The following is a 19,315-nucleotide window of genomic DNA, read 5'->3' on the forward strand; positions in this document are numbered from 1 at the left end:
TTCGTCCACTCGCTCGCCTTGTGAACAGGCGATACGGTCAACGATGATTTGCGATGAGTATAACAAATAGAGTCTGCTTTTATACGCAATATTGCTCGATTATTGCGATGGATAATTGATGGTAAACACTCAGTTTAAATTATGGTATGACATTTTGTTAAGGCGTGATATAACGCTTTTTAGTGGATTATTGGCATCAATATCATTAATCCACTCAGGTTATTTTTTATCATGAAATCCCATTTATAGGGACCTTAAGCCGGAAGCTTAGACGTGAAGTGGATCCATAAGATTGTTATCTTTTTAGTTATCGCAACACTTGCCATTGTGCAGTATTACCGTGTGAGCGGAAATCGTGTGATAACGGCAATTACCCCTGATAAATATGAATTTATCGCGACCAGTGATCAAGTTGATAGAGGAGTCAGTACGTCCCAGTTATCCTACGAAAATGGGCAGTATATTCTCGACTGTGAACTTAAAGAGTCGGAGTATCCGTGGCCTTACTGTGGGCTGTCGATTCGTATCAACCCTGACATCACCTCGGGCCTTGACCTTTCTCAGTACCACACCTTTAGAGTGAACATTGATTACCATGCGGAGGCTGACTCTAGTGGCCGTTTGAGAACCTATCTACGTAACTACAACCCTACTTATTCAGTTCCTGATGACGAGTACACGCACAAGTACAATGGGATGGAGTTTTCTCCAGGAATCGATGGTGGTGTGATTGAAATCCCGATCAAAAATCTGCAAGTGATGACATGGTGGCTGGCTGACAACGACATTGCGTTAGAGCATTCGGCCCCTGAATTTTCGAATGTGAATATGGTTGAGTTTGCTACTGCGTCTGGAGCGAAACTCGGTCACCACAGAATCGTCATCCGCAGTATTGAGTTCGAAGGTTCGTATATCACCGCAGAAAGCTTGTTCATGATCCTACTGTTTGTGTGGGTGGGGACGGGCACCGTATTCTTGCTGTCAGAGTTAAACCGTTCAAGAAAACGCATGGTGATCGCAGAGAAAAGACATCACCACTTAAAGAACGTCAATCGCGCACTGAGAGAACAGAATTTTGAATTTTCAGAGATGGCCCATCGTGATGAGTTAACCGGAATACTAAACCGCCACGCGATTCGTGATTGGTTGAAAATGCAGTCACAACATGTGAAGCAAGGACATGGCAAGCTGGGTATGTTGTATCTCGATATCGACTACTTCAAGAGTGTAAATGACAAGTACGGACATCAAATGGGTGACCATATTTTACGCGAGTTCAGCATGGTGGTGGGCAGTTCGATCAGCGCTACCGACAAGTTGGTGAGATGGGGTGGTGAAGAGTTCATTGTTTTTTGCCCTGAGACCGAAGCCGGAGAGGCGCAGATAAAAGCTGAACGCATTCGATTATTGGTTAGCCAGCACCTTTGGGTTCATGGCGATCCGCTGACATGCAGTATCGGTGTTGCCGAGATGAAGCAAGAGCGAGTGACAGAGACCATTGCTCGCGCTGATGAAGCTTTATATCAAGCAAAGCATTCAGGTCGAAACCAGGTGATCTTGAGTCACTAATCTGAAAATTGTTTTGATGAGTTTATAAGCCACACGTGCATATGTGACGTGTGGCGTTTTTATGGTTCTTCTCCCAAAAGCCAAAACAAAAAAGGTGGCGCGGGGCCACCAAAAGGGAAAGCGTTTCTTGTTTTTATATGCCCGTTCAGTGCTTGCTTACGCTGAACGGGCATTTTTGTCTTGGTTGAACCGGGGGAAGTTCAACCAGTTTAGGGGAGCATTCCTGTAAGCATGCGCTTATAGAACGTTAGTGTTTACCAGAAGATCCAAGCGAACAGAGTCAGAACTAGGATACAAACTAGGTTCAACACCATACCGATTCGCATCATCTCTTTCTGCTTGATGTGACCCGAGCCAAACACGATTGCGTTAGGAGGTGTCGCTACTGGTAGCATGAAGGCACAAGATGCAGCGACAGCGATCAGAGCAGACAAGATAACTGGCGACATACCAAGTGCTTCAGCGATGGTTGCGAATACTGGCACCAGAAGTGCTGCACTCGCTGTGTTACTCGCAAATTCCGTTAGGAATACCACGAACGCTACCACGGCTAGAATCGTAAGCAGTACGCCAGCTGTTTCTAAAAATCCGCTTAGTGAGTGTGCTAGGAATACGCTGGTTCCTGTCGCTTTCAGAATGTTACTTAAACAGATACCGCCACCGAACAGGATAAGAACACCCCAGTCCGTTGTCTTCTCAACATCTTTCCATTCCACCGCTCTAGAAGCGCCAAGCAGTACAATTGCGCCAATCGCTACCAAGCTATCAAATTTAGAGAATCCGCCAATCATTGCGTTGATTGGTTTACCGAATATCCAAAGCGTTACGGTTAGAAGGAAGATAGACAGTGTGATTTTCTTGCTGTTTGTCCATTCAACTGGGGCATGGTCTAGCTCGAATTTGTGGTCAAGCTTCGGCTTAGTCATCACGTAAAGAATAATCATCGCGATTGGCAGTAAGATCATTGAGATTGGTAGGCCAAGTGCCATCCACTCTGTGAAGCTCAAGCCAACTTCTGCCGCCGCAATTGCGTTTGGTGGGCTACCAACCAAGGTTGCGATACCACCGATTGAAGCACAGTAAGCAATACCCAGTAGTACGAACACGTAGGTGTTGCGGTCTTCACTTTGGTCAACCTTGTTCATGATGCCAAGAACAAGAGGAAGCATCATTGCTGTGGTGGCTGTGTTTGAGATCCACATTGATAGACCTGCACTCACACCGAACAACATGAACACAGCGACCGACATTCTGCCTTTTGCTATCAGCAGCACTTTGTCAGCTATCGCTTTATCTAGCTCTTGCTTGTTCAGTGCAGCTGCTAATGCGAAGCCACCCATGAATAAGAAGATGATCGGGTTTGAAAAGTTAGCCAGCGCTGCGGGCGTATTGAACACACCAAACAAGACAGCCAAGAGTGGAACGAGCAGAGCGGTGATGCTGACATGAATAGCTTCGGTTAACCATAGAACCGCAACGAACACGAGAATACTCAAACCAGTATTGACTTGTGATTCGAAAGGAAGGGTGTTGAGCAAGAGTGCGAATAGCGTGAAATTACCAATTAATATCATGCTGTTGCGGGTGAACAACCAGTGTTTCAGTGTAGTAACAAGTGCCGTCATAAGACGCTCCTTTTGTTATCCTCGTTTTATTGGTGCACGACTTCATTGAGTCGTGCTTATTATTTTCGAGGTATATAGCTTGATGTAGGGTCAGACTTTGTTGGGAGAATGTTACTTAAGTTAATAAAGGCGTGTTGGTGTGTTTTTGTGTAACAGTGGGGAAATGTGAGGCAACAAATTCAAAATGTGTAGTTTTCTACACATCTGTCTCTGCTGGGTCTGCAATAGGGTTTGTTGTAGGATCTACAACAGGGTTTACAGAGGGGTCAGTCATAGGGTTTGGAATCGGAAATGATTCCGGTTTTGGACTCGATTGAATGGGCTCTTTAGGTCCAAGGAACTTTGGCGTTGTCCCCATAATATACAAATCTAAGAAGGCTTTGGTACGCGCAAAAACTTCACGCAAACGGATAGAGGTGCCTGAATGATGAGTAGGGCCTGAAACCGCTAAACATTGTGCATGAATATCGTAAGAATTAGCGATAAATAGTGCTCTTTCACAGTGGAATTTCTGAGTAATGATCAGGAAGTTGTCGGTGTCGAAGATCTTTTTAGCGCGAACAATCGAGTCTAAGGTTCTAAAGCCTGCGTAATCGAGGTTAATGCGTTCATCGGGTACACCCGCTTTCAGCAAGTCGCGTTTCATCGTCCACGGCTCATTGTAAGAGCGATGAGCGTTATCACCACTTAACAGAAACTGGTCGACTTTTTCACGGTCGAACAGCTCAATCGCGGCTTCGATTCGGTGCTTATAATAGTCGTTGAGTGTTCGACCCAAATATTTGCTCGTGCCAAGCACAACGGCGACCTCAAGCTCGGGCACTTCATCTATATCGTAGATGATGCGATCTTCCGCTTGCCATGAAACCCAATAATCGATCGCAATAACCGCAGCGCTGCCTACTAAGAACACGAGGAAAGCGCCAAACAGAAAACCTTGCAGTTTTTTGTAAGCTTTTTTTATGTAGCTACGGATAATGTGAGAATCAAATTTCACTCTCGGTATGGTCCTTTCACTGAGCATTAATTTTTGAGTGCTCGATAATACCAAATAAAAATGAGAAAAATCAGTTAAAAAGACAAGACAGTTTAAAGAAAAAAGCCCCTGCAATTGCAGAGGCTCATATAAGAGTCGTTAACGCTCTTTATTCCAAGCGCAGTACGCTTTATTAGAATGCCGTGCGCTTGTAGCGACGGTAAACTGGCTGCCAGAAGTGCTGGTCAATCGCTTGTTGCAGTGCTTCTTCAGTGATCTCTAGAGCAACGCCCTGTTCAATCGCCTTTTTACCTACCGCAAGAGCAATTTTCTTAGATACCGTGTGGATCTCTTCCAATGGTGGAAGTAGAGCACCTGTGCCATTGATTGCTAGTGGAGAACACGTAGCAAGTGCACGGCTTGATTCCATTAGCATTTCGTCAGTGATGCGTGAAGCATTCACAGCCAATACACCAAGGCCAATACCTGGGAAGATGTAGCTGTTGTTACACTGAGCGATTGGGTAAGTTGTGCCGTTGTGAACGACTGGCTCAAATGGGCTACCTGTCGCAACAAGTGCTTGGCCATCAGTCCAACGAATAATGTCGTTTGGCGTCGCTTCAACACGGCTTGTTGGGTTCGACAGTGGGAACACGATAGGGCGTTCACTGTGTAGGTTCATCTCTTTGATGACTTCTTTGCTGAATAGACCTGGAGCACCAGACACACCAACCAATACGGTTGGTTTCGCGTGGCGAACTACGTCTAGTAGAGAGAAACCAGTGCCATCGCTTTCCCAGTCTTTGGTGTTTTCGTTGGTTTGAACCAGACGCTGTTGGAAATCAAGCAGGTTTTGCATGCCTTCTTGTAGCAGACCCCAACGGTCAACCATGTAAACTTGAGAGCGAGCTTGTGCATCGCTGATACCTTCAGACACCATTTGGGCAATGATAGCTTCAGCAATACCACAACCTGCAGAACCCGCACCTAAGAAGGTGATGCGTTGATCTGAAAGTTTGCTGTTTGCTGCTTTACATGCTGCAAGTAGAGAACCAACCGTTACGGCTGCTGTGCCTTGGATATCATCGTTGAAACAACAGATGCGATCTTTGTAGCGCTCAAGCAGTGGCATTGCGTTCTTTTGTGCGAAATCTTCGAACTGAACTAATGCATCAGGCCAACGGCGTTGAACCGCTTGGATGAACTCTTCAACGAATGCATCGTAGTCAGCACCCGTAATACGAGGATGACGCCAGCCCATGTACATTGGGTCAGCAAGACGTTGAGGGTTGTTAGTACCCACATCGAGCACGATTGGTAGCATGTAAGCTGGGCTGATACCGCCACAAGCTGTATAAAGTGCTAGCTTACCAATTGGAATACCCATACCACCGATGCCTTGGTCTCCCAAACCAAGAATACGCTCACCATCCGTAACCACGATAACTTTAACGTTGTGGTTTGTCGCATTATTCAGTAGGTCATCGATACGATCGCGGTTCGGGTATGAGATAAACAGACCACGGCCACGACGGTAAATATTTGAGAAGTTCTCACATGCTGCGCCAACTGTTGGTGTATAAATGATAGGCATCATTTCAGAGATGTGGTTTTGAACTAAACGATAAAAAAGCGTTTCATTAGTGTCTTGGATGTTACGAAGGTAGATATGCTTATCCATATCACTTTCGAAGTTACAATATTGTTTGTATGCACGTCCTACTTGCTCTTGGATTGTTTCGGTTGTTTCCGGTAACAAACCTTCAAGGTTGAAAGAACTGCGCTCTTCAGCAGAGAATGCGCTGCCTTTGTTTAGAAGAGGTGTACTTAGTAGAGCAGGACCAGCATAAGGGATATATAGAGGGCGTTTATCGTTGTTCATTGGATGCCTAATATGGGAGAAAGGGTAACTAAAAAATGATAACGGTTTAGTTATTCAATTGTAAATAGTTTCTCCGCGATCTGAGCAAACAAAATGATATTCTTACCTCTGTCCCACACTTATCGAATTTCAACACGATAATTCGTTATACTTTGCTCACACTTTTTCGCTACTCGCCATTTTATGTCATTACTTCCCATCGATGCTTATCAAAACGTATTCCACGAACAAATCGCTAATTCTCACCTTGTCGTAGAGGCGGAAACCGGATCAGGTAAATCAACGCGCCTGCCACTTTGGGCCTCTCAACATGGACGAGTGTTAGTGGTGGAGCCAAGACGCATCGCGTGTACATCACTGGCTAAATATCTCGCGCAGCGATCAGGCGAGAAGTTGGGTAGCAAAGTGGGCTATGCGATTAAGCTTGAGTCGGAATACAACGAGCAAACTAACGTTGTTTTTGTGACGCCCGGTATCGCGCTGCGTTGGTTATCAGAAGATGGATTAGCTAGTTTTGATGTGATCGTGGTGGATGAGTTTCACGAGAGGCGCTGGGACATTGATCTGCTGGTGGCGATTCTGAAACAAAAAGCGAGTCATCGTTTGGTGATCACTTCAGCAACCATTGAGGGTGAACGCCTTGCTCATTATTTGGATGCGAATCGCATAAGCTGTGAAGGGCGAACCTATCAAGTTGAGATTGAGCACAGAGCGAATGAATCCAGAACACTGCCTGATAGTCGACATCTAGGGCAGCGCATCGTGGAAGAAGTTAATCATCAGTTGATCGCTTCTTCTGGCGATATGTTGGTTTTTCTACCGGGTAAAAAAGAGATCGTGCAATGCGAACAAGCCTTAGCGAAAAATCCAGATATCCAAGTTGTTAAATTGCATGCGTCGGTCAGTGATAAAGAGCGAGATTCAGCGTTATCGGGTCGTAATATCAATACTGAAGGTAATGGTTTGAGAAAGGTCATCCTTGCGACCAACGTTGCAGAAACCTCATTAACCATTCCTGACATTGGCGTGGTGATAGATTCAGGATTAGAGAGACGCACCGTTCAGCGTAATGGCAGAACCACACTGATGCTTAAATCCATATCACGAGCGAGTGCCAAACAGCGAGCTGGCCGCGCGGGTAGGGTAATGGATGGCGTTTGCGTGCGTCTATATGGTGAACATGCGGCGTTAGAGTTAGTCACACCGCCTGAATTGCAGCGTGAAGAGCTGACTGAACCTATGTTGGCCGCAGCATGTTGTGGATCTCCGCTTGAGAGCTTGTCCTTCCTTGACCCTATTCCAGAGAAATCACTCAACAGTGCAACTCAAACCTTGCTGACGATGGAAGCGATTAACGCCGACCATCAAGTTACCGAGCATGGTAAAAAGCTGTATCCGTTGCCGATTGATGCTTTGTATGCCGATATCGTTACTCGAATCAAAACCAAAGCATTAAAAGAGGCGATGGTTGATCTCACTGCGGCGCTGTCCGTTCCTGCTCGCTTGTATCAGTTACCAAATAATGCAGAACATCTTGAAGCGCTCGCGCAACAAGAGAAGGAAGGGTGTGATTTAAGCCTGTTGATTCAGATTGTGCGCGGTCGAGAATATCCGCATTTAGACATCGACCAACAGGCTCTGAATGAAGCTCAAGGATTGGCGAAGCAAATGCGGGAGGTATTTGAACTTCCTCAGCTAGAAGTCGCGTCACGTTTCCAACGCATTGAATTGCTCAAGACCATTGTGAATCTGCATCCTGAACTGGTGTTTGTGCGCCGACTGAAAAGGAAAGAAGCCTTTGCCAATGGTGTTTTAGAAGTGGTGCTCGGTCGTCAGAACCGTTTCCCTGATAATGCACAAGCGATGTTGGTGTTGGATACTCACAGCTTGCCGGGAAGAGGCGTTAAGCAAACACTGACCTTAGCGACGGTCACGACACCCATTCCTCTTGAGCTTCTCATTGATGCTGAACTAGGAGAGTGGGAGCAAGGCGAAACCGTTGTGAATGATGATGGTGTTTTTACCGAGATGGCATTGGTGTACGCAGGCCGCACGATTACAACCAAACTCGTCGCCGCTGAAGGGCAACTATCGTTAAAACCTATCGTCGACCTTGTGTTAAATGGAGAGCAGCTTCCCGGTTTTGCAAAGGCTCGCACTCAAGAAATCAAACACTGGCAGTTGTATGTGAAACTTGGTCTCGATGAACAAACTAAATACACACCAGAAATTGAGAACATTAACTTTGAGCTATGGTTTATAGAGCAGCTTGAAGTACTAGGTGTTACTGATGTCAGCGAATTGGAAATGTTCGATCATGCAGACATACCGTTCGATGGCATTCCAACTTGGCTCTACTCAGAATTTTCGGAAAAATACCCGTTTGCATTGAGCCTTGCCGACTTGCAACTCGATGTTGAATACTTGCCCGCAAGAAAGCTGATTTACGTCCATTATCAGTCGGGTAGCCGAAAGTTATCGCCAAAACGTTGGGAGCTACCGACATGGTCTGGTTGGCGTATTCAGTTCAAAAAAGCGAGTCGAATAATTGATATCAAATAGATGGATAAGTTTTATCTCTAAAATATTAATCAAATAGATGCATATATGATTTTTCAGTGCTTATTTTGTTACAAGTTTGATTTTTATATGCCTTTTTAACCAATCAAAAGGTCATAAAAGACTATTCTTCTATATCCTATTGCTATAAAGAAAGAGTTGATAGATATTGAGTATATTGTGTTGCCAAAGTGTCGGGGGACATCATGGATAAACAGGAAGAGACGCGTGTAGAGTTCGATTATACAACATTTCTTGGCGCCTCATGCAGTAAAAAATGGACTTTTCTGGAAGCACTCACCACAATTGCGCCAGTGTTCAGTACCGTCTGGCGAGATAGCATTAAAGAGTTGGGCACCCCAGAGGATCGTTTATGGCAGATGGCATTGAAATCAATGTCGACGCGTAAAAGTGATGAGTCGAACATTGTTACCTTACTCAAGCTCGCTAAGCTGGAAGGGATCAATGAGCTCAAAGTGGTGATGCCATATTCACTTGAAGAAGAGCAGATCGAGTATATTGAATCGCGCAGTCATTTAGTGATTGCGGGTAATTCTGGAGAAGAGTTCACGATTAAGCTGTAACTTCAGCTCGCCTATAATCTCTCTCGAGGAATAGTAAAAACGTACACGTAAAAAGGGCCTCAAATATTTTGAGGCCCTTTTAGTATCTAAAACTTGAGTCTACGAGCTTATTAGCTTTCGAGCTTTTTATTTTGAGATTAAGCAATTAGCAATTAAGCGACTAGTCGATTAGACCATAGTCAGCGCGCAGTACATCGATGATCTCTTGCTTAGGATTTTCGCTCAGTACGATCTCCGCACCTGTGATTTTCGCTGCGATATCAAGGTAAGTGCGAGACAGAGACATTAGAGAATCCAGTGGAAGTTCATTGTCACGAGCCAATGCTTCACGTTCTGGCATACGCTCTTTATTCAAAAGAATGTCGGCATCAGGGAAGTAGTTAAGCAAGAACTGACGGAAGCCTTCTTTTGAATTCTCAACGATGTTGCCGTTGTTATATTCCTGAGTATCCCAAATGCGAGATGAATCTGGAGTACCGACTTCGTCCATGTAGATAAGCTTTTCTTTGCCTTGAGCATCGTTGACGTAGCCAAACTCAAATTTGGTATCAACAAAGGTTTGGTCTACTTTTGCTAGCGCTTGGCTGATTACGTTGAAGCCTTCTTTAAGAAGTTTTTCGTAATGCGCGATGTCGCTTGCTTGAGTAAAGTTGAATGCTGCGAAGTTATCTTCGATGTTGTTGCGTGTGATGTTCACATCGTCAGCTTCTGGAACGCCAGGAATACCTTTCAGAATCCCTTTTGTTGAAGGCGTGATCAGTAGCTCAGGCAACTTCTTGTCTTTCTCAAGGCCTTCAGGCATCTCGATACCACAGAATTCACGTTCGCCGTTTGCGTATGCACGCCACATTGAACCAGTGATGTATTGACGACAAATCGCTTCGATCATAACTGGGCGAGCTTTTTGTACAATCCATACGAACGGGTGAGGGATATCAAGAATATGACTGTCAGCAAGTCCGTTGTCTTTAAACAATTTGAACCAGTGGTTAGAGATAGCATTCAGAGCCGCTCCCTTACCTGGAACACCTTTAAGATTCCCTTCACCACGCCAGATACAATCAAATGCAGAGATACGGTCACTGATCACCATGATTGCTAAAGGCGCATCTGGTGCTACATCGTAGCCTTTCTCTTTAATTAGTCGTTGGCTATCTTCTTCAGTTAACCAGTAGACCGAACGAACCTTGCCACTGTGGACAGGTTTATCAGTACGGATTGGTAGGTCATCATTTACGGCAAGAACTTGATCAGCAAGGCTCATTTAGACATTCCTATCTTTTATCAAACGTCATACAGAGAAGTGCGGTGTGCACATGATTAGACGGGCATTATACCCAATCTACTATTTGCTTCCAGAGAAAAAGCAAACGTTTGCTAAATCTGTTGTTTAAATAAAAACCCCCGCCTAACAATCCGCTAAAAAATGGGCGAATTGTAGGGCAGGGGAAGGCAGTATGTTTGGACTGTGTTTTGGCGAATTGTTTCTTAAGTTAAATTAAGTTTGTTAGCTAAAAGATTAAGCTATGTTTGTGGACCATGTTTTTGAGCCAACATGTTATTAAGCCAACATGTTATTAAGCAAGGTGGCTTAGTGAATACGCTCTGAATTTGCATCCATAAAGAAGACTTCACATTGAAAGCGTAACCCTAATGTTCTTAGGTACTGTTGGCTGAACTGATCAATCGATGCACTTGCAACAATCGCGCTCGCATTCTTAGAGCGGATTGCTTTCTCGACAGTCTCTACCTCAGTCATTTGATGAGAGGCTTTCATATGAATAACGCGGTCGCAGCAAACATTATGTTGCTTAAGCTGCTTAGCCGATGGTCTTGGTGTTTGAGCCGTAAACAGTAACCACTGATGTTGATTGGACAGCAACGCCATTCTTGCAAACAACGCTTCCTCGTTTGAATTTTTGCTTTTACGAGAAATTGATGTAAATGCGCAGTGAACTAGCGGGCTAGAGTGTTGTGCTTTAACGTGTGCTTGAATCATTTTGCTGTCCTTATATACATGCTGTATGTGTATACAGTAGTTTTAGTTGCTTATAAGATCAAGCGTTTTTTGCGGGATTATTGGACGATTTCGTCTGAGGTTATGGATGATAAATGATTAAATCATTGAAAGTATTCGATAAATTAAATTTGAATGAATCTGCTGTTTTGTATCATAAGTTGAATAAATGTGAGCTTTATACAGGTGTATACACTGGTTTTTGCAGAAAAGTACTGTATATACCTGTATAGAAGAGAGAACAAAGAACAAAGAACAAAGAAGAAAGAAGAAAGAAGAAAGAAGAAAGAAGATCTAAAACCACAGGCACAAAAAAAGCGCCTTAGGCGCTTTCTTATATTTCACGGTGTTGCTTATCTCAATGTCGCTTGGGAGAGTTTTGCTCTCATTTCCATTTCACCAATATTGAACTGGCGAACATCAATGGTTGCAATATCATTGCACTCGTTACATGCATGATGACACTTACCATCTAGGTAGTCGTGCTTTTTAACTAGGCTTGGCTTTTTGCACCAATCACAAACGCCTTCTATTGTGAACATATTCTCTCCTCACCTGTTTAAGTCAGGTGTATTTTCGGCGCAAATTATGACACAAGTAAGACCCATTAGTTAATAGTTTGTTACCCGTTTTTGAGAGGGGGATCGATTGCAACACCAATAAAATCGATATCTTTGAGATCTAGGAAAATGAAGATGTGTGTTTGTTTACGGTTTTGTAACATTTTGTAAAATGGTTTTTAGCGCATTGTTCAAACGTTTCATTTCTTCGTCACATCCGTGACCATCTGGATGGTAGATCTTTGATAGCTGTTTGTATCGGATCTTGATGCTTTTCTGGTCGGGGATTGAGCTAGGTGTGTAGCCAAATAGCGCGCAGGCCACCTGCAAATTACTCAGACCTTTGCTGTTTTTCTGCTTCTTCAATTCGTGGAACATAGTGTTCAGCTGGCGTTTTTGCTGCTTAATCGTAAGGTCCTTCGAGCTAAGCTGCGCTTCAAGTGATTGTTGTTGCTGTCGCGAATCACCCGACTTTAGAGCTTGTCTTTTTCTTGAGATAACGAGCGTCGCAATAATGCTGATGATTGAAATCAACACGGCCAACGCAGCACCAATCATATAGTCAGAGCTAGTTAGGTTAGAACTGGAGAGGTTAGAGCGTGATGCTTGGTTAGATTGAACGTGCTTAGATACCCCCTGACTGGTGTCTATTTCAGAGTCGATGCTGTCATCGAGCTGTTCTATTGAAGAGATCTGTTTTGCACGTTGCTGGTTGAATTGTGCTTCCAAAATGCGGTTGTAGCCCTCTTCTGCTTGTGGATTATCTTTTAAGGCTGCTTCATACCATAGCTGCGCTTTATCTAATGGTTGAAGGAGGTCTTGTTCTAGCGAGGATTCGTAGAGTTTTGCTACCTCGATAGGTGCGCGCTGGTTACCTTGCAACGCCGCTTTAATAAACCATTCCAAAGCAAGCTTGTTACTTTGTTCAACACCTGTACCTGCCAAGTACCATTCACCCAGTCTAAATTGCGCGTTTGGGTTGCCGTTTTCTGCTGACTGCGTGTACCAATACAATGCATCACTGGTGCTAACAGGAACGTCGACACCCGATTCATAAGCTTGAGCCAATTGGTATTGAGAAACTGGATCTTGAGGTTGTGATTCTAGTGAAAATTCATCACTGCTTGCTGCGTGCACGAAATGTGTGGTGGACAGTTGAATCGTGGAAAAGATGAGGGCTAGAAATAGTGTTCTAAGAAATGATGATGACAGAATGTTGGATAGGATCAGCAAAAGATAAGTCTCGTAAAAAAGCCCAGAATCGATATGTCAGTATGAATACGCTTTATGGTCGTTGATTATTATTATCACGTTAAATGAGTAACATAACTGATAAACAACTATATAGAGGTTAATTCAATAGATAAAGATGGACTGGGCTTTAATCGTGCTACTTAAGCGGCAAGATTTGAATTTCTACGCGACGGTTACAAGCACGACCTTGAGAGGTGTTATTGTCACATAGAGGGTAGCGCTCACCGTTACCACGAGCAATAGCACGACCTGCAGCAACGTCTTGAGAGATCAAGAATGCACGAACAGATTCAGCTCGACGCTCAGAAAGGATTTGGTTCGTCGATTCGCTGTCAGTGTGACCTTCAATCACTAGGCTAGTGTCTGGGTATTCAACTAGGATGCGAGCAACGCCGCGAAGGGTATTGTGAATGCTTGATTCCAAAGCGTAGGAGCCAGAATCAAAACCGATGCCGTTTTCTAGGCGAAGTAGAAGTTGGTTCTCACCGACACGTTCAACTTGAACGCCTGAATTCATTAGCTCTTCACGAAGGGCAGCTTCTTGTCGGTCAAAGTAGTAACCAATACCACCACCAACAGCGGCGCCACCGGCAGCACCAATAAGTGCACGTTTACCACGGTCTTTAGAGTCACCAGTTGCAGCACCAGCAACGGCACCAGCGAGTGCACCAATTAGAGCGCCTTGAGTTGCAGAGTTAGCCTCAGATTCGCCAGTTGTCGCGTTTTGGCGTTGAGTTGCCTGACAACCCGTTAAAGCGATAGTAAGCGCTAGGGCTAGTGTGATTTTTTTAACGTATTTCTCCATCATGTACTTCTGTCAAACGAATGAATTCGAGTGACAAACATAGTCCTGTAAATCTTATTGATGGTTTTTATCAATACGTCGAAGCAATGTAAAGTGGCTCTATGATTTAGTTATCTTTTTAGCTGCCTGGGTACCGCCAACTGGTCGATTAACAGACAATTTACGACCTTTCTTCAAACCAACTTCATAATCGGCGGTGAGGTTTTTCATCGCTTCTCTCAGTTGCTGCTTGAACGTTTCACGGTCGATATTTTTGAATTCTTTATCAATGTAGTTATTGATCTTGTTGTTTGATTCGTCGTCGGGAGTAATGGTTGGTAGCTTTTCAAGCGCACCTTCAACCCAGCCTGAAACAAACGAGTTCACGCGGCGTGTCACTTCTAAGGACCCTGTGCCAGAGCCAGCAAAGCTATTTCTGAATTGGCCGGTGTGTTCATTCAGCTCGCGATAAATGATATCGAAAGCGAAGGCTGCGAAGATCGCGCGGTCGGCTTCACCAATGAATTCAACGCGCTTGAGGCCTTTGTGATTCAGTAACACGGCTTCTACGCCAAACTTGGTGTTGATACCGCGAATAACGCGCAGCAGTGTAGAACTGATATTTGCAGGTAACAGGTGACTGGACTGAGTTTTCCCCATCTTGATAAATTCAATATCGTCTTTTTCGAGACCATATTTCAGCATCAAGTTATGCGCCATTTTTATCGCATTGGCAGCTTCATTGACGTTCGCAGAATTTCCAAGCTCAAGACACTTGGCAATTTTCTTTAGGGCTTTTTTCTTATCCATCGACAATTTAATCAGTACCGCAAATTTTTAAAAGTCCAACATTTTACATGTTTTCGCGGGTAACAGAAAGGCAAAACTGGTTTGATGAACAAGTGAGGCGGTGAACATTGAACTGCATGAGCCGACTTGACGGTAAAAACAAAAACGCCATCAAGCGTATTGATGGCGTTAGTGACACGATTTTTTAAAGTGACTAGAGCATTTGCAAACTAGATACCCAGTTCATCGAGTAGGTCTGCTGCAGAATCATTGCCAGAGCTTTGAGCTGGCTTGTTCGCTTCTTGCATTTTTTTCTGAGTCGCCTCAAGAATGCTATCTGGACATTCGTCTTCTGCGATTTCAAATTCTTCCAATTGAATGAATTCGGTCTTATCCATCGCAAGCTCAAGGTAGAAGATGTTGTTATTGGCGGTAGAGAAGGTCACACGACGAGCTTGTGGACGATCGAGGTTAGTATCAACAGAAAGGTTTACTTGCTTGTTCAGAGCCAGCATTTTCGGTTGGTTTTGTGTGATGTTGGTTTGCAGCTCTTTGCGGATTTTATTGGTGAAGTCACCCACCAATTGGTTCATCAACTCACCCAATACATCACCCACTTCGTCTGAAGTATGAAGCACAGCGAGCTCGTTTTCAGGCATGCCCATATTGCGCATGTAATTGGTGTAGATCTCTAACGCTGCTTTGGACGTAAAATTGATAACAACAAGACCAGAAAAGCCGCCGTCAAACAGAACGAAGCAACCAAAGTCTGGCTTGAGGCTTGTTTTGTTGATCTTTTGAACCATGGCTGAATAGGACACCTGAGAAGCCGTCGCTGAAGTAAGTACGCTTGAGACTGATTGGCATAGTTTAAGAAGGATATCTTCAGTTGTGACTGTTTTGTTTTTTTTCATTGTGATGTGCTCGTGGAGATGTCTTAAACAAAATGTTATTCAGTATATTGTTACTGAATTAAGACGAAAGTGACTATTTCTCCATTCTTGCACTGAGATTCTGATTTGATCACCTTTTTATATGATCTTAATAGTAGTAAAGTGACGAAATTCAAAGAAAATTATTAAAAATCTCAGATAACCCAATGCTGATAGGATCAGCGAAGTAGGGGCAGGAAGCAAATGTTACCAAGACTTCAACTCAATGCTGATGTCGATCCAGTTGTCGTACGCTTTTTAGATGAACTAAAAACAGCGGGCTTTACTGGCGACATTGAATCTCAATATTCTAGCCGTTTGGCTGTGGCGACTGATAATAGTGTCTATCAGCAATTGCCGCAGGCGGTCATCCTTCCTAAAACAACGCAAGACGTTGTGCTTATCGGTAAAGTGGTTTCTAAATCCGCTTACGAACGCGTGACTTTTTCCCCTCGTGGCGGCGGTACCGGAACCAACGGACAATCTTTAACAAAAGGTGTCGTGGTTGACCTGTCGCGATACATGAATAAGGTTCTTGAGATTAACGAGAAAGAGGGCTGGGTAAGAGTTCAGTCTGGTGTCGTTAAAGATCAATTGAACGACGCTGTTCGCCCTTATGGTTACTTTTTCTCTCCAGACCTTTCTACCAGTAACCGAGCAACCTTGGGTGGCATGATCAATACCGATGCTTCGGGCCAAGGGTCATTGAAGTACGGCAAAACGTCTGACCATGTATTGTCGCTGCAAGCGGTGTTCGCAGATGGTTCATGTCTAGAATCTGATTTATCACACGGATTACCTGTAGAGGGTGAATTCGCTCACCATGCACTTACGGTGACAGAGGCGGTTTGTCGAGACAAACGCGCTCAAATCTTAGATAAATTCCCTCCGCTGAATCGCTTCTTAACAGGCTATGACCTAAAGAATGCAATCAACGAACAAGATGACAGCTTTGACCTAACTCGCGTTCTATGTGGCGCTGAAGGTTCTTTAGCATTCATCACGGAAGCAAAGTTAAACCTAACCAAGATTCCAAAAGCGCGCACACTGGTTAACGTGAAATACAACACGTTTGATTCTGCGCTGCGTAATGCGCCGTTCATGGTGGAAGCGAAAGCACTGTCTGTTGAAACGGTAGATTCAAGAGTATTGAACCTAGCGAAGCAAGACATCGTTTGGCACACCGTGAGCGATTTGCTGACTGATGTTCCGAACAAAGAGATGCTTGGCATCAACATGGTTGAGTTTGCAGGCCAAGATGAAGCGGAAGTTGAACAGCAAGTTCAAGCGCTGACTGCACGCCTTGAAACCATGGTTGAAAGCGAAGAAGCCGGCGTGATTGGTTTTCAAGTTTGTAGCGATTTGGCGAGCATTGGCCGAATCTACAACATGCGTAAGAAAGCAGTGGGTCTGTTAGGTGCGGCGAAAGGCCGAGCTAAGCCAGTCGCTTTTGCTGAAGATACTTGTGTACCACCAGAAAACCTCGCGGATTTCATCTCTGAATTTAGAGTGTTACTCGATTCAAAAGAGTTGAATTACGGCATGTTTGGTCACGTTGACGCGGGCGTATTACACGTTCGTCCAGCATTGGATCTGTGTGACCCGATGCAAGAAGCATTGATGCATGAAGTCTCTGATGAAGTGGTTAAGCTGGTGGCGAAATACGGCGGTTTAATGTGGGGCGAGCACGGTAAAGGTTTCCGTTCTGAGTATGGCCCAGACTTCTTTGGTGAAGAGCTGTTTACCGAATTAAGACGTATTAAAGCAGCATTCGACCCGCACAACAAGATGAACCCAGGCAAGATCTGTACGCCTTTAGAAAGTGACGCTGAATTGGTGAAAGTCACCGATACCAAGCGTGGTTTCTACGACCGTCAGATCGACGTACAAGTTCGTGACAGCTTCAAGCAAGCAATGGAATGTAACGGTAACGGCTTGTGTTTCAACTACGATACTAGCTCGCCAATGTGTCCTTCAATGAAAGTTACGGCTGACCGACGTCACTCACCCAAAGGCCGCGCAGGCTTGGTAAGAGAGTGGTTGCGTCAACTGACTGAACAAGGCGTTGATATTCTCGACCTTGAGCAAGAAGCGTTGAAAGACAACACACCCGTTAAGACTATGATTGAGCGTGTTCGCAATACGATGAACAAACGCCATGAGTACGATTTCTCGCATGAAGTTCATGAGGCGATGAACGGTTGTTTGGCGTGTAAAGCGTGTGCGAGTCAATGTCCGATCAAAGTCGATGTACCAAGTTTCCGTTCTCGATTCTTGAACATCTACTACTCGCGTTACCAGCGCCCTGCAAAAGATTATCTAGTTGCCAACATTGAAACCATGCTGCCGCTGATGGCGAAAGCGCCAAAAGTAGTCAACGCTGCATTGGGTCAAAAGTGGATCCAAACGGCAACAGCTAAAACGGTCGGTTATGTTGATGCACCATTGATGTCGGTGCCTACGCTCAAAAATCGTCTAGCGAGTAAAGAGCTGCAACTCTTCGATTTACAGTATTTAGAAGGCTTGTCTTCTGAACAGAAGAAACAGCATGTGCTGATCGTTCAAGACCCGTTTACCAGCTTCTATGATGCCGAGGTGATTGAAGACTTCGTCACTCTGGCTCAAAAACTTGGCAAAACTCCGGTACTGCTGCCGTTCAAACCGAATGGTAAAGCGTTGCACATCAAGGGCTTCTTAAATCGTTTTGCACGTGAGGCGAAATCGACTTCGGATTTCTTGTCGATGGTGGCGGATATCGGAATTCCTTTGGTCGGTGTTGATCCTGCTCTTGTGCTTTGTTACCGCGATGAATATGTCGAGATCTTAGGTGACAAGCGCGGCGACTTTGATGTACTTACTGTGCATGAATGGTTAATGCCATCGCTAGGTGAGTTCGAAGCACGCTCAGCAAGTGAAGATATGTGGTACTTGTTTGCTCACTGTACTGAGAAAACCAAAATGCCGAACGCTGAAAAAGAGTGGGGTACTATCTTCAAACACTTTGGGGCGGCGTTAACCAGCGTTCCTGTCGGCTGTTGTGGTATGGCGGGAACTTTCGGCCACGAAGTCGATAAGCTACAAATGTCGAAAGACATATATGGTTTAAGCTGGAAGCCTCAAATGCAGGACTTACCAAAAGATCGTTGCTTGGTGACGGGCTATTCTTGCCGCAGCCAAGTGAAGCGTTTTGAAGGTGAGAAGCTTGCTCACCCATTACAGGCGCTAGCAAAAATTCTCTAATACATTTAGCCCAGCAATTGCTGGGCTTTTTTCTAAACTAACAAAGGAATGTTAATAAGGAAAAGTATGAAATTTCTAGAATTAAAAGTACCACCAGTTGCACTGTTCATTATTGTATTCGTAGCATCATACTTCTGCGCTCAACAGTTGAGCCAAGGGACACTGGCATTGCCTTATGGAATGATTGTGTTAGGAATCGGAGTCACATTGAGTGGTGTGATCGGAATATCCGGCATATTGGAATTTCGAAAACAGAAAACCACCGTTAACCCGATCAAAGTAGAAACCGCTTCAGCCGTCGTGGACAGTGGAATTTTTGGCTACACGCGAAACCCAATGTACTTAGGGTTGTTCATCCTGCTATTTTGCTTTGGCTACTTCTTCCAGAATATCTTCAGTGTACTACTTAGCTTTGGCTTCGTAATCTACATGAATTACTTCCAAATCAAACCCGAAGAGCGAGCACTAGAACAATTATTCGGCGCAGAATATGTTGATTACAAACAAAAGGTTAGACGCTGGATTTAGTGATGATTTGAGTGCT

14 protein-coding genes and 2 pseudogenes are annotated in these 19,315 nt (G+C 44.5%); 5 read left to right on the forward strand and 11 right to left on the reverse strand.

Translation table 11 applies throughout. The features are described from left to right. Positions 1-273: 273 nt before the first annotated feature. Positions 274-1,569 carry a GGDEF domain-containing protein gene (locus tag AB4482_RS08820; protein WP_372174087.1) on the forward strand — a complete coding sequence of 432 codons (1,296 nt, stop codon included), beginning with the start codon at positions 274-276 and terminating at the stop codon, positions 1,567-1,569. 254 nt (positions 1,570-1,823) lie between these two features. Here AB4482_RS08820 and AB4482_RS08825 read toward each other — a convergent pair whose 3' ends face one another. From AB4482_RS08825 to AB4482_RS08835, 3 genes are all read right to left on the reverse strand, one after another. Continuing rightward, a complete protein-coding gene (locus tag AB4482_RS08825; RefSeq protein ID WP_017059762.1) occupies positions 1,824-3,194 on the reverse strand; it encodes a DASS family sodium-coupled anion symporter in 1,371 nt (456 codons plus the stop codon). A gap of 196 nt (positions 3,195-3,390) precedes the next feature. Next, on the reverse strand, positions 3,391-4,191 hold the full coding sequence (locus AB4482_RS08830) for a vancomycin high temperature exclusion protein (protein WP_017063589.1): 801 nt from the start codon (positions 4,189-4,191) through the stop codon (positions 3,391-3,393). 172 nt (positions 4,192-4,363) lie between these two features. After that, positions 4,364-6,052, reverse strand: a complete 1,689-nt coding sequence (locus AB4482_RS08835) for an NAD-dependent malic enzyme (protein WP_017059764.1) — start codon at positions 6,050-6,052, stop codon at positions 4,364-4,366. 183 nt (positions 6,053-6,235) lie between these two features. On the opposite strand from AB4482_RS08835, the gene AB4482_RS08840 reads away from it, so the two are divergent. Together AB4482_RS08840 and AB4482_RS08845 are read left to right on the forward strand one after the other, a co-directional pair. After that, positions 6,236-8,614, forward strand: a complete 2,379-nt coding sequence (locus tag AB4482_RS08840) for a helicase-related protein (RefSeq protein ID WP_372073738.1) — start codon at positions 6,236-6,238, stop codon at positions 8,612-8,614. 203 nt (positions 8,615-8,817) lie between these two features. Then, positions 8,818-9,195, forward strand: a complete 378-nt coding sequence (locus AB4482_RS08845) for a hypothetical protein (RefSeq protein WP_017059766.1) — start codon at positions 8,818-8,820, stop codon at positions 9,193-9,195. Between the two features lie 160 nt (positions 9,196-9,355). Here the strand turns inward: AB4482_RS08845 and AB4482_RS08850 are convergent, their stop codons facing one another. The 8 genes and pseudogenes from AB4482_RS08850 to AB4482_RS08885 form a co-directional block, all read right to left on the reverse strand. Further along, a complete protein-coding gene (locus AB4482_RS08850) occupies positions 9,356-10,459 on the reverse strand; it encodes a phosphoribosylaminoimidazolesuccinocarboxamide synthase (protein ID WP_017055177.1) in 1,104 nt (367 codons plus the stop codon). Between the two features lie 327 nt (positions 10,460-10,786). Beyond that, complete coding sequence (locus AB4482_RS08855) at positions 10,787-11,194, reverse strand: SulA-like leucine-rich domain-containing protein (protein ID WP_372073740.1); 408 nt, start codon at positions 11,192-11,194, stop codon at positions 10,787-10,789. 371 nt (positions 11,195-11,565) lie between these two features. Then, a complete protein-coding gene (locus AB4482_RS08860; RefSeq protein WP_017059767.1) occupies positions 11,566-11,754 on the reverse strand; it encodes a hypothetical protein in 189 nt (62 codons plus the stop codon). Between the two features lie 165 nt (positions 11,755-11,919). Further along, a pseudogene (locus AB4482_RS08865) lies at positions 11,920-12,357 on the reverse strand (hypothetical protein); the annotation flags it as partial. Between the two features lie 80 nt (positions 12,358-12,437). Then, positions 12,438-13,005, reverse strand: a pseudogene (locus AB4482_RS08870) (tetratricopeptide repeat protein); the annotation flags it as partial. Positions 13,006-13,162: 157 nt separating this feature from the next. Beyond that, positions 13,163-13,831, reverse strand: coding sequence for an OmpA family protein (locus tag AB4482_RS08875; protein WP_372050980.1), 669 nt, complete (start codon positions 13,829-13,831; stop codon positions 13,163-13,165). 99 nt (positions 13,832-13,930) lie between these two features. Beyond that, positions 13,931-14,620 (reverse strand): DUF2786 domain-containing protein, encoded by a 690-nt coding sequence (locus tag AB4482_RS08880; protein WP_017059769.1) that lies wholly within the window; start codon positions 14,618-14,620, stop codon positions 13,931-13,933. 209 nt (positions 14,621-14,829) lie between these two features. Continuing rightward, complete coding sequence (locus AB4482_RS08885) at positions 14,830-15,513, reverse strand: DUF3334 family protein (RefSeq protein WP_017059770.1); 684 nt, start codon at positions 15,511-15,513, stop codon at positions 14,830-14,832. A 222-nt stretch (positions 15,514-15,735) separates the two neighbouring features. Here AB4482_RS08885 and AB4482_RS08890 point away from each other — a divergent pair, with 222 nt between their 5' ends. Together AB4482_RS08890 and AB4482_RS08895 are read left to right on the forward strand one after the other, a co-directional pair. Next, positions 15,736-18,771, forward strand: coding sequence for an FAD-binding and (Fe-S)-binding domain-containing protein (locus AB4482_RS08890; protein ID WP_171733459.1), 3,036 nt, complete (start codon positions 15,736-15,738; stop codon positions 18,769-18,771). Positions 18,772-18,837: 66 nt separating this feature from the next. Further along, complete coding sequence (locus AB4482_RS08895; protein ID WP_017066183.1) at positions 18,838-19,299, forward strand: isoprenylcysteine carboxylmethyltransferase family protein; 462 nt, start codon at positions 18,838-18,840, stop codon at positions 19,297-19,299. Positions 19,300-19,315 lie beyond the last annotated feature (16 nt).

The sequence above is a fragment of the Vibrio sp. 10N.222.55.C7 genome, from assembly GCF_041473335.1.
Lineage (GTDB): Bacteria > Pseudomonadota > Gammaproteobacteria > Enterobacterales > Vibrionaceae > Vibrio > Vibrio crassostreae_C.